Origin of the sequence: Cellulomonas sp. Y8, from assembly GCF_008033115.1 — a bacterium.
Taxonomy (GTDB): domain Bacteria; phylum Actinomycetota; class Actinomycetes; order Actinomycetales; family Cellulomonadaceae; genus Cellulomonas.
In genome coordinates this window covers 1,213,531-1,232,508 of record NZ_CP041203.1, presented here as the reverse complement: position 1 = coordinate 1,232,508, position 18,978 = coordinate 1,213,531, and the positions used below count along the sequence as shown (strand labels likewise).

Annotated in this window: 17 protein-coding genes and 1 pseudogene; 11 read left to right on the top strand and 7 right to left on the bottom strand. The window is 76.0% G+C overall.

Annotated features, from left to right (window positions below):
• Nucleotides 1-90: 90 nt before the first annotated feature.
• The 5 genes and pseudogenes from FKM96_RS05500 to FKM96_RS21315 form a co-directional block, all read right to left on the bottom strand.
• Nucleotides 91-336, bottom strand: coding sequence for a hypothetical protein (locus tag FKM96_RS05500; protein WP_147794388.1), 246 nt, complete (start codon nt 334-336; stop codon nt 91-93).
• A gap of 99 nt (nt 337-435) precedes the next feature.
• Nucleotides 436-1,752, bottom strand: coding sequence for an HNH endonuclease signature motif containing protein (locus FKM96_RS05495; RefSeq protein ID WP_246855339.1), 1,317 nt, complete (start codon nt 1,750-1,752; stop codon nt 436-438).
• A gap of 799 nt (nt 1,753-2,551) precedes the next feature.
• The gene (locus tag FKM96_RS21320; RefSeq protein ID WP_246855216.1) at nt 2,552-3,418 is read right to left on the bottom strand and encodes an MFS transporter; all 867 of its coding nucleotides are present in this window, start codon (nt 3,416-3,418) and stop codon (nt 2,552-2,554) included.
• 193 nt (nt 3,419-3,611) lie between these two features.
• Nucleotides 3,612-3,770, bottom strand: a pseudogene (locus FKM96_RS21810) (MFS transporter); the annotation flags it as partial.
• Nucleotides 3,701-4,165: an MFS transporter gene (locus FKM96_RS21315; RefSeq protein WP_256375952.1), complete on the bottom strand. Its 465-nt coding sequence runs from the start codon at nt 4,163-4,165 to the stop codon at nt 3,701-3,703. The pseudogene FKM96_RS21810 and the gene FKM96_RS21315, both read right to left, overlap by 70 nt.
• A gap of 180 nt (nt 4,166-4,345) precedes the next feature.
• Between FKM96_RS21315 and FKM96_RS05480 the strand changes: the two genes are divergently transcribed.
• Entirely contained in the window at nt 4,346-4,792 is a 447-nt protein-coding gene (locus FKM96_RS05480; RefSeq protein WP_246855215.1) for an ATP-binding protein, read from the top strand.
• Between the two features lie 63 nt (nt 4,793-4,855).
• On the opposite strand, the gene FKM96_RS05475 is transcribed toward FKM96_RS05480, so the two are convergent.
• Complete coding sequence (locus FKM96_RS05475) at nt 4,856-5,635, bottom strand: endonuclease/exonuclease/phosphatase family protein (RefSeq protein ID WP_147794385.1); 780 nt, start codon at nt 5,633-5,635, stop codon at nt 4,856-4,858.
• 59 nt (nt 5,636-5,694) lie between these two features.
• Between FKM96_RS05475 and FKM96_RS05470 the strand changes: the two genes are divergently transcribed.
• The 4 genes from FKM96_RS05470 (at nt 5,695) to FKM96_RS05455 (ending at nt 9,329) form a co-directional block, all read left to right on the top strand.
• Nucleotides 5,695-6,324, top strand: a complete 630-nt coding sequence (locus FKM96_RS05470; protein WP_147794384.1) for a nucleotidyltransferase family protein — start codon at nt 5,695-5,697, stop codon at nt 6,322-6,324.
• Nucleotides 6,325-6,432: 108 nt separating this feature from the next.
• Nucleotides 6,433-7,029 (top strand): sigma-70 family RNA polymerase sigma factor, encoded by a 597-nt coding sequence (locus tag FKM96_RS05465; RefSeq protein ID WP_147794383.1) that lies wholly within the window; start codon nt 6,433-6,435, stop codon nt 7,027-7,029.
• Between the two features lie 124 nt (nt 7,030-7,153).
• Entirely contained in the window at nt 7,154-8,620 is a 1,467-nt protein-coding gene (locus tag FKM96_RS05460; RefSeq protein WP_147794382.1) for a hypothetical protein, read from the top strand.
• A 169-nt stretch (nt 8,621-8,789) separates the two neighbouring features.
• Nucleotides 8,790-9,329 carry a hypothetical protein gene (locus FKM96_RS05455; RefSeq protein WP_147794381.1) on the top strand — a complete coding sequence of 180 codons (540 nt, stop codon included), beginning with the start codon at nt 8,790-8,792 and terminating at the stop codon, nt 9,327-9,329.
• 77 nt (nt 9,330-9,406) lie between these two features.
• Here FKM96_RS05455 and FKM96_RS05450 read toward each other — a convergent pair whose 3' ends face one another.
• Nucleotides 9,407-10,306 carry a glycosyltransferase family A protein gene (locus tag FKM96_RS05450; protein ID WP_147794380.1) on the bottom strand — a complete coding sequence of 300 codons (900 nt, stop codon included), beginning with the start codon at nt 10,304-10,306 and terminating at the stop codon, nt 9,407-9,409.
• Nucleotides 10,307-10,492: 186 nt separating this feature from the next.
• Between FKM96_RS05450 and FKM96_RS05445 the strand changes: the two genes are divergently transcribed.
• The 6 genes from FKM96_RS05445 to FKM96_RS05420 all read left to right on the top strand — a co-directional run bounded on the left by FKM96_RS05445 (nt 10,493) and on the right by FKM96_RS05420 (nt 18,651).
• Complete coding sequence (locus FKM96_RS05445; RefSeq protein ID WP_147794379.1) at nt 10,493-12,511, top strand: beta-galactosidase; 2,019 nt, start codon at nt 10,493-10,495, stop codon at nt 12,509-12,511.
• Nucleotides 12,512-12,671: 160 nt separating this feature from the next.
• Nucleotides 12,672-13,916, top strand: coding sequence for a maltose ABC transporter substrate-binding protein (locus FKM96_RS05440; protein WP_147794378.1), 1,245 nt, complete (start codon nt 12,672-12,674; stop codon nt 13,914-13,916).
• Between the two features lie 113 nt (nt 13,917-14,029).
• Nucleotides 14,030-15,673, top strand: coding sequence for an ABC transporter permease subunit (locus tag FKM96_RS05435; protein ID WP_147794377.1), 1,644 nt, complete (start codon nt 14,030-14,032; stop codon nt 15,671-15,673).
• A 1-nt stretch (nt 15,674) separates the two neighbouring features.
• Nucleotides 15,675-16,583, top strand: a complete 909-nt coding sequence (locus FKM96_RS05430; RefSeq protein WP_147794376.1) for a sugar ABC transporter permease — start codon at nt 15,675-15,677, stop codon at nt 16,581-16,583.
• A 22-nt stretch (nt 16,584-16,605) separates the two neighbouring features.
• On the top strand, nt 16,606-17,619 hold the full coding sequence (locus tag FKM96_RS05425) for a LacI family DNA-binding transcriptional regulator (RefSeq protein WP_147794375.1): 1,014 nt from the start codon (nt 16,606-16,608) through the stop codon (nt 17,617-17,619).
• 27 nt (nt 17,620-17,646) lie between these two features.
• Nucleotides 17,647-18,651, top strand: coding sequence for a 5'-3' exonuclease (locus FKM96_RS05420; RefSeq protein WP_246855214.1), 1,005 nt, complete (start codon nt 17,647-17,649; stop codon nt 18,649-18,651).
• Nucleotides 18,652-18,978: the final 327 nt, after the last annotated feature.

The window sequence follows — 18,978 nt, the reverse complement described above, 5'->3', positions numbered from 1 at the left end:
ACGGCGCCGGGCGCCGGGCGGCTGCGCGGCGAGGGCGCTGCGTGGCGAGGGCGCTGCGTGGCGAGGGCGCGGCGCGGTACGGCGGGAGCGTCAGCCCAGGACCTCGACCTCGACCTCCCACGCGAGGTCGTCGAGGATCTCCGCCGCGTGCGTGTTCGCGGCACGGACGGCCGTCTCCAGGTCCGGGGCCTCGCCCCGCAGGTCGAACGTCACCCGCCCGCCGGCGAACCCGTCCGGGGCGTCGTCGCGCAGCGCGCCGAGGGCATCGGCCATGCCGGCGCGGGTCTCGTCGTCGGGCACGTCGGGAACGGTGAGGTGGGCGACGTAGTCGGGCATGGGGGACATCGTGCCCGACGGCACCGACACGGGCCGTGGCTGTGACCTGTGCGGTCGACCCCTGGCGGTCCTGGCCCGAGCCACGCGCGGGCACACCGCTCAGAACGGGGGTGGCGCGTCGTAGGGGTCGGCGGTGGCGTCGTGGCACTGCCCGGTGCCCGGCCGGGTCAGGTAGCGGTGCCCGGTGGGGGTGATCCACTCGTAGAGCCCGGGTTCGATCTGCCGCAGCCGGAAGCCGCCGTCGGTCTTCAGCCGGTGGTGCCGGTGGCACAGGGGTCCCAGGTTGTCGGCGTCGGTTCCGCCCAGGGGCGCGTCGGGATCGCCACCGGGTTGAGGGTGGAATTCCTGGGTGTGGTCCAGCTCGCAGGCGCACGCCGGGGCCACGCAGCCGGGTGCGGCGCACGTCTTGTCTCGGACGCGGACGAGTTCTGCGAGGGCGGCGGGTGGTCGATATCGCTCGCGGCCGACGTCCAGGACCCGGTCGGTGAGGGGATCGGTGACGACGCGCTGCCAGACCCCGCCGATCGCCAGGGCCCTTGCCTGCACGGCGTCGATGGAGCCGTGCCCGTCGAGGTGCGCGGGCTGGTCGTCAAGGCCGAGCAGGGTGGACGCCGGGATGGTGATCCGGACCTCAGCGCCCGGACGGCCGGAGCAGCGGGTGCAGCCGCGACGCGCGGGCGCGGGTGAGGTGGCGGCGGCGCTCGGCACGAGCGAGGGTGCGGTGACCGCGACGGCGGGCGCGCTGGCTCCGGACGATGCGCCCGACGACGTGGCCTCGGACGGTGCGCTCGACGCGGTGGCGACGTGGCTGGTCCTGGTCGGGGGGTCGGTCTCCACCCCGGCGTCGATCACTGTGCCGGTGTCGATCGCCACGCCGGCGCCGGGCTCGACGTCTGTGCCGGTCTGGGCTGCCGTGTCGGTCCGGGGCGCGGTCCTGGTCGGTGCGTCGGGCGCTCCGGACGGCGAGGCAAGGCGGACCACGCCTGCGGCTGCATCGGTGGCGGTGCCGTCGAGCGGAGTGAGCGCGGCGATCGGGATCGGCTCGACCGGGCGCATGAGGACCGCGCCGTCCCGGTCGGTCATGGTCGCCCCGTTCCACGACCGTCGCGGCTCCGGCTGCACCGGCAGCCCTGGGGACAGGTGGACCTCGAACGCAGGCCCGTCCGACTCCGGGACATCGCCGACCACCAGGTCGCGCAGACCATCCGCGCGCAGCTGGTCCAGGGTCCGGTCGTCACCCAGCGCCTTGGCGGTCTTCGCGGCGTGGGTCAGGACCCCGTCGACCCGGAGCGCGTCCGCCGCGTCGAGGACCAGCCACATGGAGGCCATCCCGTCCGGCTGCGGGCGGGGGTGGGAGACCCTGCGGGTGCAGCGGGCGCGTTCGCGGCGGGCGGCGGCACCCTCGGGGTCGACCAGGGCGGATCTCCCGCGCCACTCGCTGCCGCAGTTCGGCGACGGAGCACTGATCGGCGTCCGGCAGGACCGCGTCCTCGACGGCGTGCGCGACCTGGAACGACAGGTCCGCCAACCCGGCCGTCAGGACCTGGGCCTTGGCGGCGTCGAGGTGCCCGACCTCCAACGCCTCGCGAGTCGCGCCGAGCATCCCGTCCAGCACCAGGGCCCGGTGCACGGTCTTCGACGCCGCGACCCGCGGCCACCCGAGGCGCATGGCGAGCTCGTCGCCGGCCACGCACGCCTGCGTCGGGGGCGCGCCCGCGAGCGGCGACCACTCCGGGCTCATCTCCTCCCGGGAGGCGAGCTCGGCGATCATGCCGAGGGTGCGGGCGTGCTGGTAGGACTCGATCCGGGTCTGCGCGGCGATCACCTCGACCACGATCGCCGAGGGCAGCACGCGCGCATCCAGCCCCCGCAACCACGCATCCAGCTCGGGTCCGGGCTCGCAGGACCGGATCGCCTCGATCTGCCGCTGCTCGCCCGTGCGCGGCGCCCCACCGGCCGCCACGACGGGGTCCGGGCCGAAGTCCGTCAGGCACGTCCCGTCGGGCCCGTAGACCGGCAACACGACGGCGGCGACCGGGTCGCCGTCGGGGTGTTCCTGCAGGTCAGATGCCATGGAACGACACTACCGACGCCCACCGACACGACCCCGGCGGCGGCACCTCGCCCTGGGGACGGAGCACGACCACCGCACCTGTGGACGACTCGGCGCCCGCACGACGCCCGGGCCCGAGCGCGCCACCGCCGCACCGAGCGGTCAACCGCGGGCCTCTCCGCCGACAGGCCCCGCGGGCGCGCTCGGCGGCTCCTCCGAGCCCGTGGTTCCCGCCTTCTCCGTCCGCGCCGCGTCCCCCGGCGCCGTCCCCGCCCCGTCCGCAGCCGCCGCCCCTGCCGCGTCCCCCGCCGCCGTCCCCGCCGCCTTCCCCGCTCCCGTCGACACCGGCGGCGCCACCTCCGCCGCGGACCCCGGGATCGCGATCGCCGACACCACCGCCCCCGCCGCCATGAGCCCGGCGCACGCCAGCATCGCCACGGGGTGCGCGTCGGCGAGCACGTCCGGGTCGGACAGCCCCGCGCCGACCCCCGCCACCAGGGGCAGCACCGCGACGGCGAGCAGCCCCGCGACGCGCGCGACGGCGTTGTTGGTCGCGGACGCCACCCCGGCCAGGTGGTCGGGCGCCGCGGCGAGCGCGGTGGCCGTGAGCGGCGCGACGGTGAGCACGAGGCCCAGGCCGACCAGCAGGACGCCGGGGAGCACGTCGAGCAGGTAGTGCGCGTCCCGCCCGATGCCGCCGAGCAGGACGGCCCCGGCGCCGGCGAGCAGCGGCCCGACCGTCATGGGGATCCGCGGTCCGATCCGCGCCCCGAGCGCCCCACCCTGCGCCGACAGCAGCAGCATGAGCAGGGTGACCGGCAGCGAGGCGATCCCCGCGGCCAGCGGCGACCAGCCGGTGACCACCTGGAGCGTGACCGGGAGGAAGAAGAAGATGCCGGTGAGCGCCGCGTAGACCAGCAGGGTCGCGAGGTTCACGGCGGCGAACGGCCGCCAGCGGAACAGCCGCAGCGGCAGCGCCGGGTGGTCGGAGCGCGCCTCGGCGACGAGGAACCCGGCCAGGGCGAGCACCCCCGGCCCCGCCCACGGCCAGCACCGGCCCGGTCGGTGTCCCCGCCTCGGACCACGCCGTGAGCGACCAGGTCAGGGCACCGAGCCCGATCCCCGCGAGCACGGTGCCCAGGACGTCCAGCCGCCCGGACGCCTCGGGGTCCGCGGACTCGGGGACGAACCGCACGGCGACGACGACCACCAGCGCCGCGAGCGGGATGTTGATGCCGAACACCCAGCGCCAGCCGACCTGCTCGACGATCCAGCCGCCGAGGAAGGGCGCTACCGCCCCGGCGGCCCCGCTCAGCCCCGACCACGCGCCGATGGCCTTCGCCCGGTCGCCGGCGACGAACGTGGCCTGGAGGATCGCCAGCGACCCCGGGGTGAGCAGCGCGCCGCCGACGCCCTGCAGCGCACGCGCCGCGACCAGCAGCCCCCGACGGTCGGGGCGACGGCGCAGAGCACCGAGGCGGCGGCGAACGCGACGGTGCCGATGAGGAACACGCGCCGACGGCCGAACCGGTCGCCGAGCGACCCGCCGAGCAGCAGGAGCGCCGCGAGGGTGAGCGCGTAGCCGTTCACCGTCCACTGCAGCCCGGCGGTCGTGGCGCCCAGGTCGTCGGCGATGGCGGGCAGGGCGATCCCGACGACGGTGCCGTCGAGGAAGACGAGCGCGGACCCGAGGACCGTCGCGAGCAGCGTGCCCCGGCCGGCGGGGGAACGCAGCACCAGGCCGGCGGGTGCGCGGTCCGGGGCGTCGGCGGGCACGGGACCTCCCTGCGGCTCGGGCCGTCGGTGCCACCCCCCGGAAGACCCGTCGGGCGCCCGCCGTGCCCTGCGACAGTACGACCGACGACCCCCGACGGGCACCCCCGCCGGCGGTGCGGAACCCCTACCCGGCGTGTCGTTCGGTCAGCGGACAGGCGCCGCGTCGGGCACAGTAGGCGGGTGGGTGACGTCAGGGACCTTCGTTCGGCGCCGGGTGCGCGGCGTGCTGACGCGCGCGCGGAGCACGACGAGCTGGTCCTGGACGCCCGTCGGTCGGCCCCGCGCGCGGCGCGGCACTGGATCATGCACCGGGTGGCCGCCTCGGGTGTGTCGGGGTCGGCGAACCAGGTGATCGAGCTGCTGACCGGCGAGGTGGTGGCGAACGCCGTCGTGCACGGGCCCGAGCACGGGCGCGTCCGCGTGGCCGTGCGGATCGACCACCGGGGCGTGCGCGTCGCGGTGACGGACGAGAGCCCCGCGCGCCCGCAGGTGCAGCACCCCGCGCCGACCGCGGTCAGCGGCCGCGGCATGGCGCTGGTCGAGGCGCTGTCCCGCACCTGGGGCGTCGACGAGCACGGCTCGGACGGAAAGACCGTCTGGTTCCTGGTCGACCCCGAGGCCGACTGACCCCGAGGCCGGTGGACCCCCAGCGCCTCCCGCGGCGGCGCGCCCGGGACGGGTACGCCCCGGTCAGCCCGCGCGACCCCCGCCGAGCACCAGGTCGACGACCAGCGCGCGGTGGTCCGACATCCCGGTGTCGACGGCGACCGGCTCGCTCGACGGCACGACCGGACCGTCGAGCAGCACGTGGTCGATCTGCCGGTCCGGGACCTCGACGGGGAACGTGTTCACCCGCCCGACGGACCGCCAGCCCGAGACCCGGGCCGGCATCGCGCCCTCGAGGTTGAGGTCGCCCGTGACGGCCAGCGGCCTCGGCAGGCCCCGGCACGCCCGCACGAGGTGCCGCAGCTGGACGACGTTCCACGCGGTGATGAACGTCAGGTGGGTCGCGACGACGGTGATCGGGCCGTCCGGGGTCTCGACGACCGCGGCCAGCGCCGCCCGCTGCTCGTCCTGCACCAGCGACGGGCGCCGGTTCCCGCGGTGCACCATCGGCACCCGGCGGCGGAGCGTCGGCAGGGTCAGCACCCGCCAGGCGCTGACCGGGTGCCGGCTGAGCAGCGCGATGCCGTAGGCGGCGATCGCCGGCTGGTCCTCTCCGGTGGCGGCGGTCCACGTGCCGGGGTGGCCGTGCAGCGTGGCGACGAACCGGTGCGCCTGCGCGCCCATCGCCTCCGCCGCGACGGCCGTCAGGTCGGCGCCGTGCGACCGTGGCTGGTCGCGGTCGACCTCCTGGAGCGCCAGGACCTCGGCGTCGAGCCCTCGGACGGCCGAGGCGAACCTGTCCAGGTCCACCTTGCCGTCGGTCAGGCTCCGCCCGTGCAGGATGTTGAACGTCGCGAGTCGCACGTCGGCGATTCTTCCCGTCGCCCTGCGGACGCGCGCGTCGTCGTGCAGACTCCGGGGGCATGACCTCCGACGCCGCGACCGCAGCCGCCGTGGGTGCCGAGGTGGGCCCCGGTGCCGCGGACCCGCCCGACCCGCGCACCGCGCTGCAGGACGCCCTCCGGATGGCGGCCGTCGCGCTGGAGGAGGCGGGGATCCCGTTCGCCCTGGTCGGCGGGTACGCCGCCTGGGCCCGCGGTGCGCCGGAGCCCGACCACGACGCCGACTTCGCCATCTCGGAGGAGGACGTGCCGCAGGCGCGGGCCGCGCTCGCCGCCGCCGGCCTCGACGTGCAGGACCCGCCCGAGAACTGGCTGTTCAAGGCGTTCCACCACGGGGCGCTGGTCGACATCCTGTTCCGGATGGTCGGCGAGCCGATCACGCGGGAGATGCTCGCGCGCTCGGACGTGATGGAGGTGCTGGCGGTCCGGATGCCGGTGCTCGACGCCACGGACATCATCTCGGCGAAGATGCGGGTGCTCGGGGAGCACTACTGCGACTTCACGCGGATGATCGCGATGGTCCGGGCGCTGCGCGAGCAGATCGACTGGGACCGGGTGCGGGCGGAGACCGCGGGGACCCCGTACGGGCGGGCGTTCCTGCTGCTGGTGCACGAGCTGGGCGTGTCGCCGGTGGGGCCTGCCGACCGCTGAGGCGGGGCGCGTCCGAGAGCCGGGTGCAAGAACCGGCCCCGACGCGACACAGTGGTGGCACAGGCGCGCGCCGACGCGCGCGCCTCGCCACCGACGCGAGGGGAACGCGTGCACAGCGCTCAGCAACCGGCCGCCGGGCCGGACGCCGCCGCCGGGACGGACGCCGCCGAGGGGTCGGTCGACGTCGCCGGGACGGACGCGCCCGCGCCGTCCCCCGACGCCGCGACCGGGCCGCGCGACGCGCCCTGGTTCGAGGACCTGTTCGCCCGGCACGCGACGGCCGTGCACCGGTACCTGCTGCGTCGCGGTGCGGCGGACGACGCCGAGGACCTCGCGGCGGACGTGCTGACCGTCGCCTGGCGCCGGCGCGCGGAGGTGCCCGACGGCCACGAGCTGCCGTGGCTCTACCGGACGGCGGGCTTCGTGCTCGCCAACCACCGCCGCAAGGGCCGCCCGGTGCCGGTGGAGACCGTGCCCGACGAGCCCGACCCCGACGACCCCGCGGTCCTGGCCGTGCGCGACGAGCGGGTGCGCGAGGCGCTCGCCCGGCTCAGCGCCCGGGACCGCCAGGTGCTGCTCCTCACCGCCTGGGAGGGCCTGACGGGCGACGACCTCGCGCTCGTGCTCGGGGTGTCTCGTGGCGGGGCGGACGCCGCCCTGTCCCGCGCCCGGTCGCGACTCCGGGAGGCGTGGGCGGCGGACTGACCGCCCGCGCGACCGCGCGCCCTGGGGCGCCGCCCGTGCAAGGCCCGCCGGGCCGGCGACACAGAGGGGGTGGACGCGCCCCGCGCCGCACCGGCGGAGGGCGCACGGACCCGAGGAGACCACCGTGGACGAGCACCGCGACCAGCACCCGGACCCGGCCGCCGCCGCGGCCCGGGCGGAGGACGAGGCCCTGGCCCGGCTGCACGCCGCCGACCCCGCCGCGGACGCCCACCTGGACACGGCGGCGCTGCGGGCCGAGGTCGCGCGCCGGACCGCGGCCGACGCGCCGACGTCCGCCCCCGCCCCCGACGGCGACACCGTCGTCGAGCTCGCCCCGCGCCGCCGCTCCCGGTGGCTCCAGGTCGCCGCGGTGGCCGCGGCGGCCGCCGTCGTCGCGGGTGCGGGCGGCTACGCCGTCGGTGCGACCGGCGGCGACGGGAGCACGGTCACGGCGGACGCGCCGATCACCCTGCAGGGCGCCGGCCCCGAGGCGGCGACGGCGATGTCGGGGGCCGCCGACTCCGCGGACAAGCGGATCGCGCCCTGGTTCGGCGGCCGGGCGGTGTTCACCGCCTCGGGGCTCGCCGACGACGCGGGCTCCGGCCACGCGTGGGCGTTCGACGCCGCGTCGGTGTTCTCCGCGGAGACCGCGGCGCGCGTCGCCGGCGTCCTGGGCGTCGCCGGCGACCCGGTGCAGCAGTACGGCGCGTGGACGGTCGGCCCGCAGGACGGCTCGGGCCCGACCGTGTCCCTGCAGCCCGACGGCACCGCCGGCGTGAGCTACTACGACCCGACCCGTGACCCGTGGTCGTGCACCGCGTCGGCGCCGGACCAGCCGGACGGCGCGGCGACGTCGGACGGCTCGGCGGGGACGGCGTCCGAGAGCCTCGCCGCCGGCGAGTCGTCCCCGGAGCCCGGGACCCTCGACCCGACGCTCGTCGACCCGGCGCTCCCGACGGTCGTCGGCCCGTCCTGCGAGCCGACGGGTGGCCCGGCCCCGGCGGGCGACGCCGCGACCTCGGCCGTCCGGGACCTGCTCGGCTCGCTCGGCGTCGACCCGGACGGCTACCAGTACGAGGTCGTCGACACGGGCGACGCGCGCTCGTCGTCGGTCACCGCCTACCAGGTGCTCGACGGGCAGCAGACCGGCCTGACCTGGTCGGTGACGCTGGTCGCCGACGGCGTGCAGTCGCTCTACGGGTCGCTGGCCCCGCTCGTCGACCTGGGGGAGTACCCGGTCGTCGGCGCGGCGACCGCGGTGGAGCGGCTGAACGACCCGCGGTTCGGCTCCGGCTCCGGCGGCGTCATGCCGCTGGCGCGGGCGGAGGCCACCGACGGCGCCGCGGGGGCCGACGCGTCGTCGTCGGCGTCGGCCGACCCGACGGTCCCGCCGACCGCCGCGCCCGGCTCGGCGATCCCGTGGTCGGTGCAGCAGGTCACGATCACCGGGGCCAGGCTCGGTGTCACCCAGGTGTCCGGCGCCGACGGCGCGGCCCTGCTGGTGCCCGCCTACGAGCTCTCCGACGCCGACGGCTCCACCACCTGGAGCGTCGTCGCCGTCGACGAGGGCTCGCTCGATCTCGCCGGGTGACCGGCGACGCGCCCGGCCGCGGAGGGCGGCCGGGCGCGCAGGGGGCGCTGCAGCCCTGACGCGGGCGGGGAGCCGGGAGGGACGGCTCCCCGCCCGCGGTGCGTCCGGGCGTCGGCACCCCGGACCCCCTGCGGTTGCCGACCGGCGCGGGGCACGGGACCGTCGGTGGATGGGACGACGACACGACCGCACCGTGCACCGCACCCACCACCGTGCCGGCCCGGGCCCCGTGCCCGGTGACCCGACCGTCGCGCTCGCGCTGCCCCGGCGCCGCGGGACCGCCGCCGGGCTGCTGCTGCGCAGCGCCGTGCTCGGCGTCGCCGCGGGCAGCCGGGCGTCGCTGGCGCTCGCGGCCCCGACGCTGGCCGACCCCGCGAACGGGGGGCTCAAGCGCCTGAGCGCCCGGCTGGGCGTCCTCGTCGAGCTCACCGGCGACAAGCTCCCGAGCACGCCGAGCCGGTTGAACCCGCCCGGCCCGCAGAGCCGGGCGGTGGCGGCGGCGCTCGGCGGCGTGGCGCTGGCCCGGCAGCGGGGCCGCTCGGTCGTCCTGCCGGCGGCGACGGCGGCGCTGTTCTCGGCCGCGGGCACCTGGGGCGGCGCCGCGTGGCGCGCCTGGGCGGCGCAGCGGGGGCCGGACTACCGCGGCGCGTTCGCCGAGGACGCGGTGGCGCTGACCCTGGCGACCCTGGCCGCGCACACGCGCCGCTGACTCGGGAGGCGGCCGGCGGCCTCGGCCCCTCGCGTCCGCCGAGAGGGCAACCGACGCGTCGAGCGAGCAGTCGCCGGCTACTCGTTCGACGCGTCGGGTACTCGCTCGGCGGGGGCCTCACGGGCGGCGCGGGCCGCGCGGGCCCCGTGGGCCGTCGCCACGCGCACGTGCGCGGCCATGCCGCCGTCGCCGAACGTCGGCTCCACCAGCGGCAGCGCCGGGTCCGCCGCCACCAGGGCCTCCCAGTCGCCGAGCCGGCGCACCGCGGTCGCCTCCAGCGCGACCAGCACGTCGGCCAGGTGCGCCACGTAGGCCGCGCGGTGCTTGTCGACGAGCCCCCGGAACAGCGCGAGCCGCCGGGTCATGCTCCGCACGTTCGCGGACGCGGGCGCGGTCCGGTACTCCAGCAGCGGCTCCGGCGCGATCGCGACCCGCCCGCCGCCCGCGAGCATCCCCAGGTACAGGTCCCAGTCCTCGAACCCGGTGCGCATCGCCTCGTCGTACCCGCCGGCCCGCTCCCACGCCCCGCGCCGCAGCACCGCCGAACCCGGGCAGGCGTTCCGGTGCAGAAAGTCGACCAGGTCCCCGCCGCCCGGCCGCACCGCCCCGGACGCCACACCGAACAGCGCCAGCCAGGACGACGCCGCGACCACGTCGGGGTCGGCGAGCAGCGGCGCGACGCGCGCCAGGAACGTCGTGGCCAGCCGGTCGTCGCCGTCGAGCACCAGCACCAGCGGCGCCCGCGTCGCCGCGATCCCGGCGTTCCGCGCCGCGCTCACCCCCGCGTTGTCCTGGCGGAGCACCCGGACCCCGTCGGCGCGCAACCGGTCGAGCACGGCCAGCGACGCGGCGTCCGTCGACCCGTCGTCGACCACCACGAGCTCGGCGCACGGCGCGGTCTGCGCGCGGACCGAGGCGACGGCCTCGGCGACCTGCTCGCGCTGGTCGTGGGCGGTGACGACGACGGCGACCTCCATGCCGGGCACGCTAGCGCGGCGGGCCGGGGCGATCCCGGGCGCCGCGCGCAGGGGACGTGTCGCAAGGCAGGATGCGTGGCCCGTGCACGGTCACAGTTCCGTAACAGAGGCCGGCCCGGGCTGGGCTTCGCAGCACGCACCTGCCTACTGTGACCGTGCACAGCGAGGTGAGGGAGCAGGAGCGGGATGACGGAGTTCGGCTGGCCGACGCGGGGGATCTCCTACGGCGGCGACTACAACCCGGAGCAGTGGCCGCGCCACGTCTGGGACGAGGACGTCGCGCTGATGCGCGAGGCCGGGGTCACCCTGGTGAGCGTCGGCATCTTCTCCTGGGCGCTGCTCGAGCCGCGCGAGGGGGAGTACGCCTTCGCCTGGCTCGACGACGTGCTCGACCTGCTGCACGCGAACGGCATCGCGGTCGACCTCGGCACCCCCACCGCCGCGCCCCCGGCGTGGTTCTACGCGACCTACCCGGAGGCGCGGGTCGTCACCCGGGACGGCACCGCGCTCGGCCCGGGCTCGCGCGGCATGGTCTCGCCGTCGTCGCCGGCGTACCGCGCGGCGGCGACGCGGATCGCGGGCGAGCTCGCCCGCCGGTACGCCGACCACCCCGCCGTCGTGATGTGGCACGTCCACAACGAGTACGGCGCCCCGGTCGGCGAGGACTTCTCCCCGGCGTCGGTAGCGGCGTTCCGCGACTGGCTGCGCGCGCGCTACGGCACCCTCGACGGGCTGAACGCCGCGTGGGGCACCGCATTCTGGGGCCAGGTGTACGGGGAGTGGGAGCACGTCGGCGCGCCGGCCGCGACCGCCTCCACCCCGAACCCGGCGCAGCGGCTCGACTTCGCGCGGTTCACCGACGAGCAGCTGCGCGCGTGCTTCCGCGCCGAGCGGGACGCGATCCGCGCCCACGCCGCCCAGCCGGTGACCACGAACTTCATGGCGCACCAGTCGTACAACACCGATCTGTGGCGCTGGGCCCGCGAGGTCGACGTCGTCTCCGACGACCACTACCTGTGGTCCCCGGACGAGGACGCGCACGTCGGTCTGGCGCTGTCCGCGGACCTGACCCGGTCCGTCGCGCGCGGCAAGCCGTGGATCCTCATGGAGCACTCGACGTCGGCGGTGAACTGGCAGGGCCACAACATCGCCAAGCGCCCGGGGGAGATGCACCGCAACGCGTTCACGCACCTGGGACGCGGCGCCGACGGCATCCTGTTCTTCCAGTGGCGTGCCTCCCGCTCGGGCGCGGAGAAGTTCCACTCGGCGATGCTGCCGCACGCCGGCACCGGGTCCCGGGTGTTCCGCGAGGTCGTCGAGCTGGGCGCGAAGCTCGGCCGGCTCGACGAGGTCCGCGGCTCGCGGGTGCAGGCGGACGTCGCCGTGCTCTACGACTGGGAGTCGCTCTGGGCGCAGGACCTCGAGTGGCGGCCCTCGGACGAGCTCGGGTTCCGCGAGCGGGTCCGCGCCTACTACGAGCGGCTGTGGCGGGACGGCGTGACCGTCGACTTCGCGCACCCCGAGGACGACCTGTCCGGGTACCGCCTGGTCGTCGCGCCGTCGTCGTACCTGGTGACCCAGGCGGCCGGGAAGAACCTCGCCGGCTACGTCGCCCAGGGCGGCACCCTGCTGGTGTCCTGCTTCGCGGGCGTCGTCGACGAGCACGACGCGGTGCACGAGGGCGGCTTCGGCGCGCCGCTGCGCGCCGCACTGGGCCTGACCGTCGAGGAGTTCCTGCCGGTCCGGCCGCAGCACGAGGTCGCGGTGGACATGGACGGCACGACGATCCCGACCGCGGCCTGGAGCGAGCACCTGGCGCTGGACGGTGCCGAGGTCTGCGGGACCTACCGCGGCGGCCCGGCCGACGGCCTGCCCGCGATCACCCGGCACGCGCACGGCGCCGGCGCCGGCTGGTACGTGAGCACGAAGCTGGGCGTCGACGCCCTCGCCCCCGTGCTCGCCGCGGTGTACGCGGACGCCGGGATCACGCCGCCGGGGCTGCCCGAGGGCGTCGAGGTCACGGTCCGGCGCGGCGACGCGCACGACTACGTGGTCGCGGTGAACCACCGCGACGAGCCGGTCACCCTCGCGGTGCCCGGCACCGAGCTGCTCTCCGGCACCGACGCCGGGGAGTCGTACGAGGTCGGCGCGGGCGAGGTGGCGGTGCTGCGCACCGCTGCACGCCCGCAGGGGGGTGGTCGCTGACCGCACGACCGCGGCTGCCGCCCGCCCCGCCGGACCCCTCCGGCGGCCGGGGCGGGCGGCAGCCCGTACCGCGGCGGCGCACCGAGCGCCCCCGCACCCACCACGGGTCGCGACGACGCGATCGACGCGCGAGCGGCGGCCCTCCTGGAAAGGACGACACATGCGCAGGCACTTCGCAGCCGGCGTCGCCGCAGCGGCGACCGTGGCCCTCCTCGCCGCGTGCAGCGGCGACCCCGCCCCCGCCACGACGGCCGACGGCGGCACCGCCGCGGCGGGCTCGGGTGGCGAGCTCGTGATCTGGTCGGACGCCGAGCGCGCCGAGGCGATCAAGAACGCAGCCGCGGACTTCGAGGCGGACAGCGGCGCGACCGTCACGGTCGTGCAGAAGAACTTCGAGGACCTCCGGGCCGACTTCCTCGCCCAGGTCCCGACGGGCGAGGGCCCGGACATCACCGTCGGCGCGCACGACTGGCTCGGCGAGTTCGTCGAGTCCGGTGTCGTCGACACGATCAGCCTCGGCTCGCGCGCCGACGACTTCGAGCAGGTCACGCTCGACGCCTTCACGTACGACGGCCAGCTGTACGCGCTGCCGTACGCGCAGGAGTCCGTCGCGCTGATCCAGAACACCGCGCTGGTCGGGGACACCGCCCCGCAGACGTTCGACGAGATGATCCAGATGGCGACCGACGCCGGCTTCGCCGACCGGCCGTTCATCCTCTACACGAACGGCGCCGAGGGTGACATGTACACCTCGTACGCCTTCCAGACGTCGTTCGGCGCCCCGGTGTTCGTGCAGGACGAGGACGGCTCGTACACCTCCGAGGTCGGCATGGGCGGCGACGCCGGCCTGGCCTACGCCCGGTGGATCCACGAGAACGGCTCGGCCGGCACCGGCTACTTCACCGACACCGTCGACTACGACATCGGCAACGAGCTGTTCGCGACCGGCCAGTCGCCGTTCATCATCCAGGGCCCCTGGACCATCCCCACGTACCAGGACGCGGGCGTCGAGGTCGCGGTCAGCCCGATCCCGTCGGCCGGCGGCGGCACCGCGGCGCCGTTCGTGGGCGTGCAGGGCTTCTACCTGTCGGCGCAGTCGTCGAACGCGCTGCTCGCGAACGACTTCCTCGCGAACTACGTCGCCACCGACGAGGCGCAGCAGGCGCTGTACGACGCCGACCCGCGCATCCCGGCGCTCACCGCCGTGGCCGAGCAGGTCAGCGACGACCCGGTCATCGCCGGCTTCCTCGCGTCGGCGCAGAACGGCGTGCCGATGCCGAACATCCCCGAGATGGGCGCCGTCTGGGACTTCTGGAACGCCGCGCAGATCGCGCTGATCACCGGCCAGGACCCCGACAGCACCTGGACCTCCATGGTCACCAGCGTCGAGTCCGCGATCGGCTGACCCCCCGGGTGCGGGCGGGGCGTGCGCGCCCCGCCCGCACCACCGGCACCACCCCGGGCCGCGCGCCCGCCCGCCGGGACCCGCGCCCGCCACCACCCGCACGAGGAGCAACGATGTCCGTCGGCACGAGCACCGCCGAGCACCCGCCCGGGACCCCGCCCGACCGGTCCGGCGACCCGGGCTCCCCGGAGCCCCGCGAGTCGCACGCCCGCGCGTGGCGCGGCCTCGGCTGGGGCTTCGCCGTGAAGCTCCTGCTGATGATGGTGGTCAACGCGGGCGGCCTGCTCGCGATCCTCTCGGCGTACCGGGCGGGGGCCTGGGTGGTGCTCGCCGCGCTGGTCGTGCTGCTCGCCGCGGCCGACTGGATCTACTTCGCCCGCCGCGCCCTGCCGCTGAAGTACCTGTTCCCCGGCCTGGTGTTCCTCGCCGTGTTCCAGATGTTCACGCTGCTCTACACGGGTTATGTGGCCTTCACCAACTACGGCACCGGCCACCTGGGCAGCATGCAGCAGGCCGTCGACGCCGCCCTGATCCAGGACGAGCGCCAGGTGGAGGGCTCGCCGGAGTACCCGCTCGCGGTGGTGCGGGACGGCGACGCGCTCGGGTTCGCGGTCAACGACGACGGCACCGTCCGGGTCGGAACCGCCGAGGAGCCGCTCGACGCGGTCGGCGGCGCGCAGGTCGACGACCGCGGCACGCCGGTCGCGGTGCCCGGCTGGGAGGTCGTGCCGCGGGCCCAGCTCTACTCCGACGCCGACCTGCAGGCCGAGGTCGTCGCGCTGCGCGTCCCGGTGTCCGACGACGCCGAGGACGGCTCGCTGCGCACCCGCGAGGGCTCGACCGCCGCGGTGTACACCTCGCGGCTGGTCTGGGACCCCGACGCGCAGACGATCACCAACACCGAGACCGGCGCCGTCTACAGCCCCAGCGACCGCGGGCAGTTCGTCACCGAGGACGGCGAGCGGCTGGCGGCCGGCTGGTACGTCAACGTCGGGTTCGACAACTTCGTCCGCGCCTTCACCGACGCGAGCTACGCGGGGCCGCTGCTCAAGGTGGCCGTGTGGACGTTCGCCTTCGCGATCCTCACCGTGCTCACCAGCTTCGGGCTCGGCCTGCTGTTCGCGCTGATCTACAACGACCCGCGCATCCGCGGCCGCAAGGTGCTCCGGACGCTGTTCATCCTCCCGTACGCGTTCCCGGCGTTCATGTCCGCCCTGCTGTGGCGCGGCATGCTCAACTCCGAGTTCGGCGTCGTCAACGACTGGTTCTTCTTCGGCGCGGACATCGGCTGGCTCTCCGACCCGTGGCTGGCGAAGGCCGCGATCCTCTGGGTCAACCTCTGGCTCAGCTACCCGTACTGGTTCCTGGTCACCACGGGCGCGCTGCAGGCGCTGCCGGGCGACGTCATGGAGGCCGCGCGGGTCGACGGCGCCGGGCGCTGGCGGCAGTTCCGGTCGATCACGCTGCCGATGCTGCTCGTGTCGACCGCCCCGCTCGCGATCGCGTCGTTCGCCTTCAACTTCAACAACTTCACGATCATCTACATGCTCACCGGCGGCGGACCGGCCTTCCCCGGCGCCAGCACGCCGATGGGGTCGACGGACATCCTGATCTCCGCGATCTACCAGATCTCCGGGGTCTCGGGCGGCCGGGCCGACTACGGCCTCGCCAGCGCCCTGTCCATCGTGGTGTTCGTCGTGATCGGCGTCGTCTCCGGCCTGGCGTTCCGCCGGACCCGCAAGCTCGAGGAGATCTGAGATGGCTCTCGCGAACCCCGCGCAGCGGACCGCCGCCCCGGCCGCCGGCCGCCCGACCCGCGCCCGCCGCGCGCGGTGGTGGGCGGAGATCGGCTGGAAGTACCCCGTCGGACTCGTCATCGTGTTCTACGCGGTCTTCCCGCTGGTGTACGCGCTGTCCGCGGCGCTCGACCCCTCCGGGTCGCTCGCCGGGTCGAGCTCGCTGTTCCGGACCATCGGCCTGGACAACTTCGTCGCGCTCGGCGACACCCTCTACTGGACCTGGGTCGGCAACACCCTGCTGATCGGCGGCGTCGCGTCGTTCGGCGCGGTGCTCATGGGCGCCGCCGCGGCCTACGCGTTCTCCCGGTTCCGGTTCCAGGGGCGGCGCGCCTCGCTCACCTCGCTGCTGATCATCCAGATGTTCCCGCAGACCGTGGCGTTCGTCGCCGTGTTCCTGCTGCTGATCTCGCTGGGCAACGTGATCCCCGCGCTGGGCGTCAACTCGCGGGTCGCGCTGATCTGCGTCTACCTGGGCGGCGCGCTCGGGGCCAACACGTTCCTCATGTACGGGTTCTTCAACTCCGTGCCCCGGGAGATCGACGAGGCCGCGCGCATCGACGGCGCGACCCACTCGCAGATCTACTGGCGGCTGATCATGCCGCTCGTGACGCCGATCCTCGCCGTCGTGGCGCTGCTCGCGTTCATCTCCGCGTTCGGCGACTTCATCCTGGCGCGCATCGTCCTGACGAGCGAGGAGAACTGGACGCTGGCGGTCGGGATGTACCAGTGGGTGTCCAACCAGCTGACCTCGCGGTGGGGGTTGTTCGCAGCCGGCGCGGTCGTCGGCTCGATCCCGGTGCTCGCGCTGTTCCTGTCGCTGCAGCGGTACATCGTCGGCGGCCTGTCCGCCGGCTCCGTGAAGGGCTGACGTGCCCGTAAGGTCAGGGGTCGTGGACACGACCGCGCGCCGACGCCCGACGATCCGCGACGTCGCCGCGGCCGCCGGAGTCTCCCGCGGGACCGTGTCCCGGGTGCTCAACGGCGGGCACTGGGTGTCCCCCGAGGCGCTCGCGGCGGTGCAGGAGGCCATCCGGTCCACCGGGTACTCCGCGAACCAGCACGCGCGCAGCCTCGTCACCGGCCGGTCGAACTCGGTGGCGTTCCTGCTGACCGAGCCGCAGCACCTGCTGTTCGAGGACCCGACGTTCTCGATCCTGCTGCGCGCGGCCGCCGAGGCCCTGGCCGCGCGGGAGATGCCGCTGCTGCTCATGGTCGCCGGCAGCCAGCAGGAGCGGCGGCGGCGGATCACCGACTACGTCGCGGCCGGGCACGTCGACGGCGTGCTGCTCATCTCGTCGCACCGGGGCAACCCCGTCGTCGGCGAGCTGCTGCGCCAGGGGGTCCCGACGATCGCCTGCGGCGAGCCGCTGGGGTACGAGGACCGCATCGGCTGGGTGTCCGCGGACGACGCGGGGGGCGCGCGCCGGATGACCGAGCACCTGCTGTCCCGCGGCCGGACCCGGGTCGCGACGATCACCGGGCCGATGGACACCCCGGGCGGGTTCCGGCGGCTCGCGGGGTACCGGTCCGCGCTCGGGGAGGCGTACGACGACGACCTGGTCGCGCACGGCGACTACACGCGCGCCTCCGGGCAGGCGGCCATGCGCGAGCTGCTGGAGCGCCGGCCCGACCTCGACGCCGTGTTCGTGGCCTCCGACCTCATGGCCGCGGGCGCGCTCGTCGCGCTCCGCGAGGCCGGGCGGTCCGTGCCGGGCGACGTGGCGGTCGGCGGCTTCGACGACTCCGGGCTCGCCGCGACGCTGGAGCCGGGGCTGACCACGATGCGGCAGCCGTTCGAGCGGATCGCGTCCGAGATGGTGCGGCTGCTGCTCGAGGTCGTCGAGGGGGCGGAGCCCGCCCGGATCACGCTGCCGACGTCGCTGGTGGAGCGGGCCTCGGCCTGACGCAGCCGCGCCTGCCACACTCGGGGCATGGCCGACCGTCACGCGCTGATGCTGCTCGACTCCGCGTCCCTGTACTTCCGGGCGTTCTACGGCGTCCCCGACTCGGTGAAGGCACCCGACGGCACGCCGGTGAACGCGGTGCGCGGCCTGCTCGACATGATCGCCCGGCTGGTCACCGACCACCGGCCCGACCGGCTCGTCGCCTGCTGGGACGAGGACTGGCGACCGGCGTTCCGGGTCGCGGCCATCCCGTCGTACAAGGCGCACCGCGCGGTCGGCGGGGCCGAGGCCGCGGCGGCCGCGTCGTCCGACGGCGTGGCGGTGGCCGAGGAGGTCCCGGACGCGCTGGCGCCGCAGGTGCCGGTCATCGCCGAGGTGCTGGCCGCCCTCGGCATCGCCCGCGCCGGCGCCGAGGGCTACGAGGCCGACGACGTGATCGGCACCCTCACCGCGCGGGAGGTCGCGCGGCCGGCGGGGGAGCGGTCGCCGGTGCTCGTCGTGACGGGCGACCGGGACCTGTTCCAGCTGGTCGACGACGAGGCGCCCGTGCGGGTGCTTTACACGATCCGGGGGATCAAGGACATCGAGGTCGTCGACGCCGCGCGGCTGCGGGAGAAGTACGCCGTGGCGTCGGGGAGCGCTTACGCCGACATGGCGGTGCTGCGCGGCGACCCGAGCGACGGCCTGCCCGGCGTGGCCGGCATCGGGGAGAAGACCGCCGCCGCGATGCTCGCGAAGTACGACGACCTGCCGGGGCTGCTCGCCGCGCGCGACGCCGGCGACCGCGGGCTGACCGCGACCCAGCGGCAGCGTCTCGTCGCGGCCGACGACTACCTGGCGGTCGCGCCCGGGGTCGTGCGCGTCGCGGCGGACGCGCCGGTCCGGCTGGCGGACGGCGCGCCGCCGGCGGGCCCGGACGCGTTCGCGCTGCCGCGCGAGCCCGTCGACGGTGCGGCCCTGGTCGACCTCACGGCCCGCTGGGGCCTGGAGTCGAGCGTCCGCCGAGTCCTGACGGCGCTCGCCGACCGCTGACGCGCGGCCCTGCGCGGTGCCCCCCGCGGCGGCGCCGTCCCCACCCGATTCTCGCGCCGCCACCCTCTCGATCGGGTGGCCACGCGAGAATCGGGTGGTCACCAGGTGCGGCCCGGACGGCCGGTGAGACCAGCGACGCGCCGGCGCCGGCGCGGCCGGGCGCGCGAGAAGGGGGTCACCGCCCCCCGGTGACCCCCTCCGCGGTGCGGCCGGCCCTGGATCCCCCCGGCCCGTCCGCACCGCCCTCCCGCGCCGGGCTGCGGCGCCCCAGGGAGCGGACGACCCCCGCGTCCGCGCCGCCGCCGCGCGCCCCGCGCGCCGACCCGC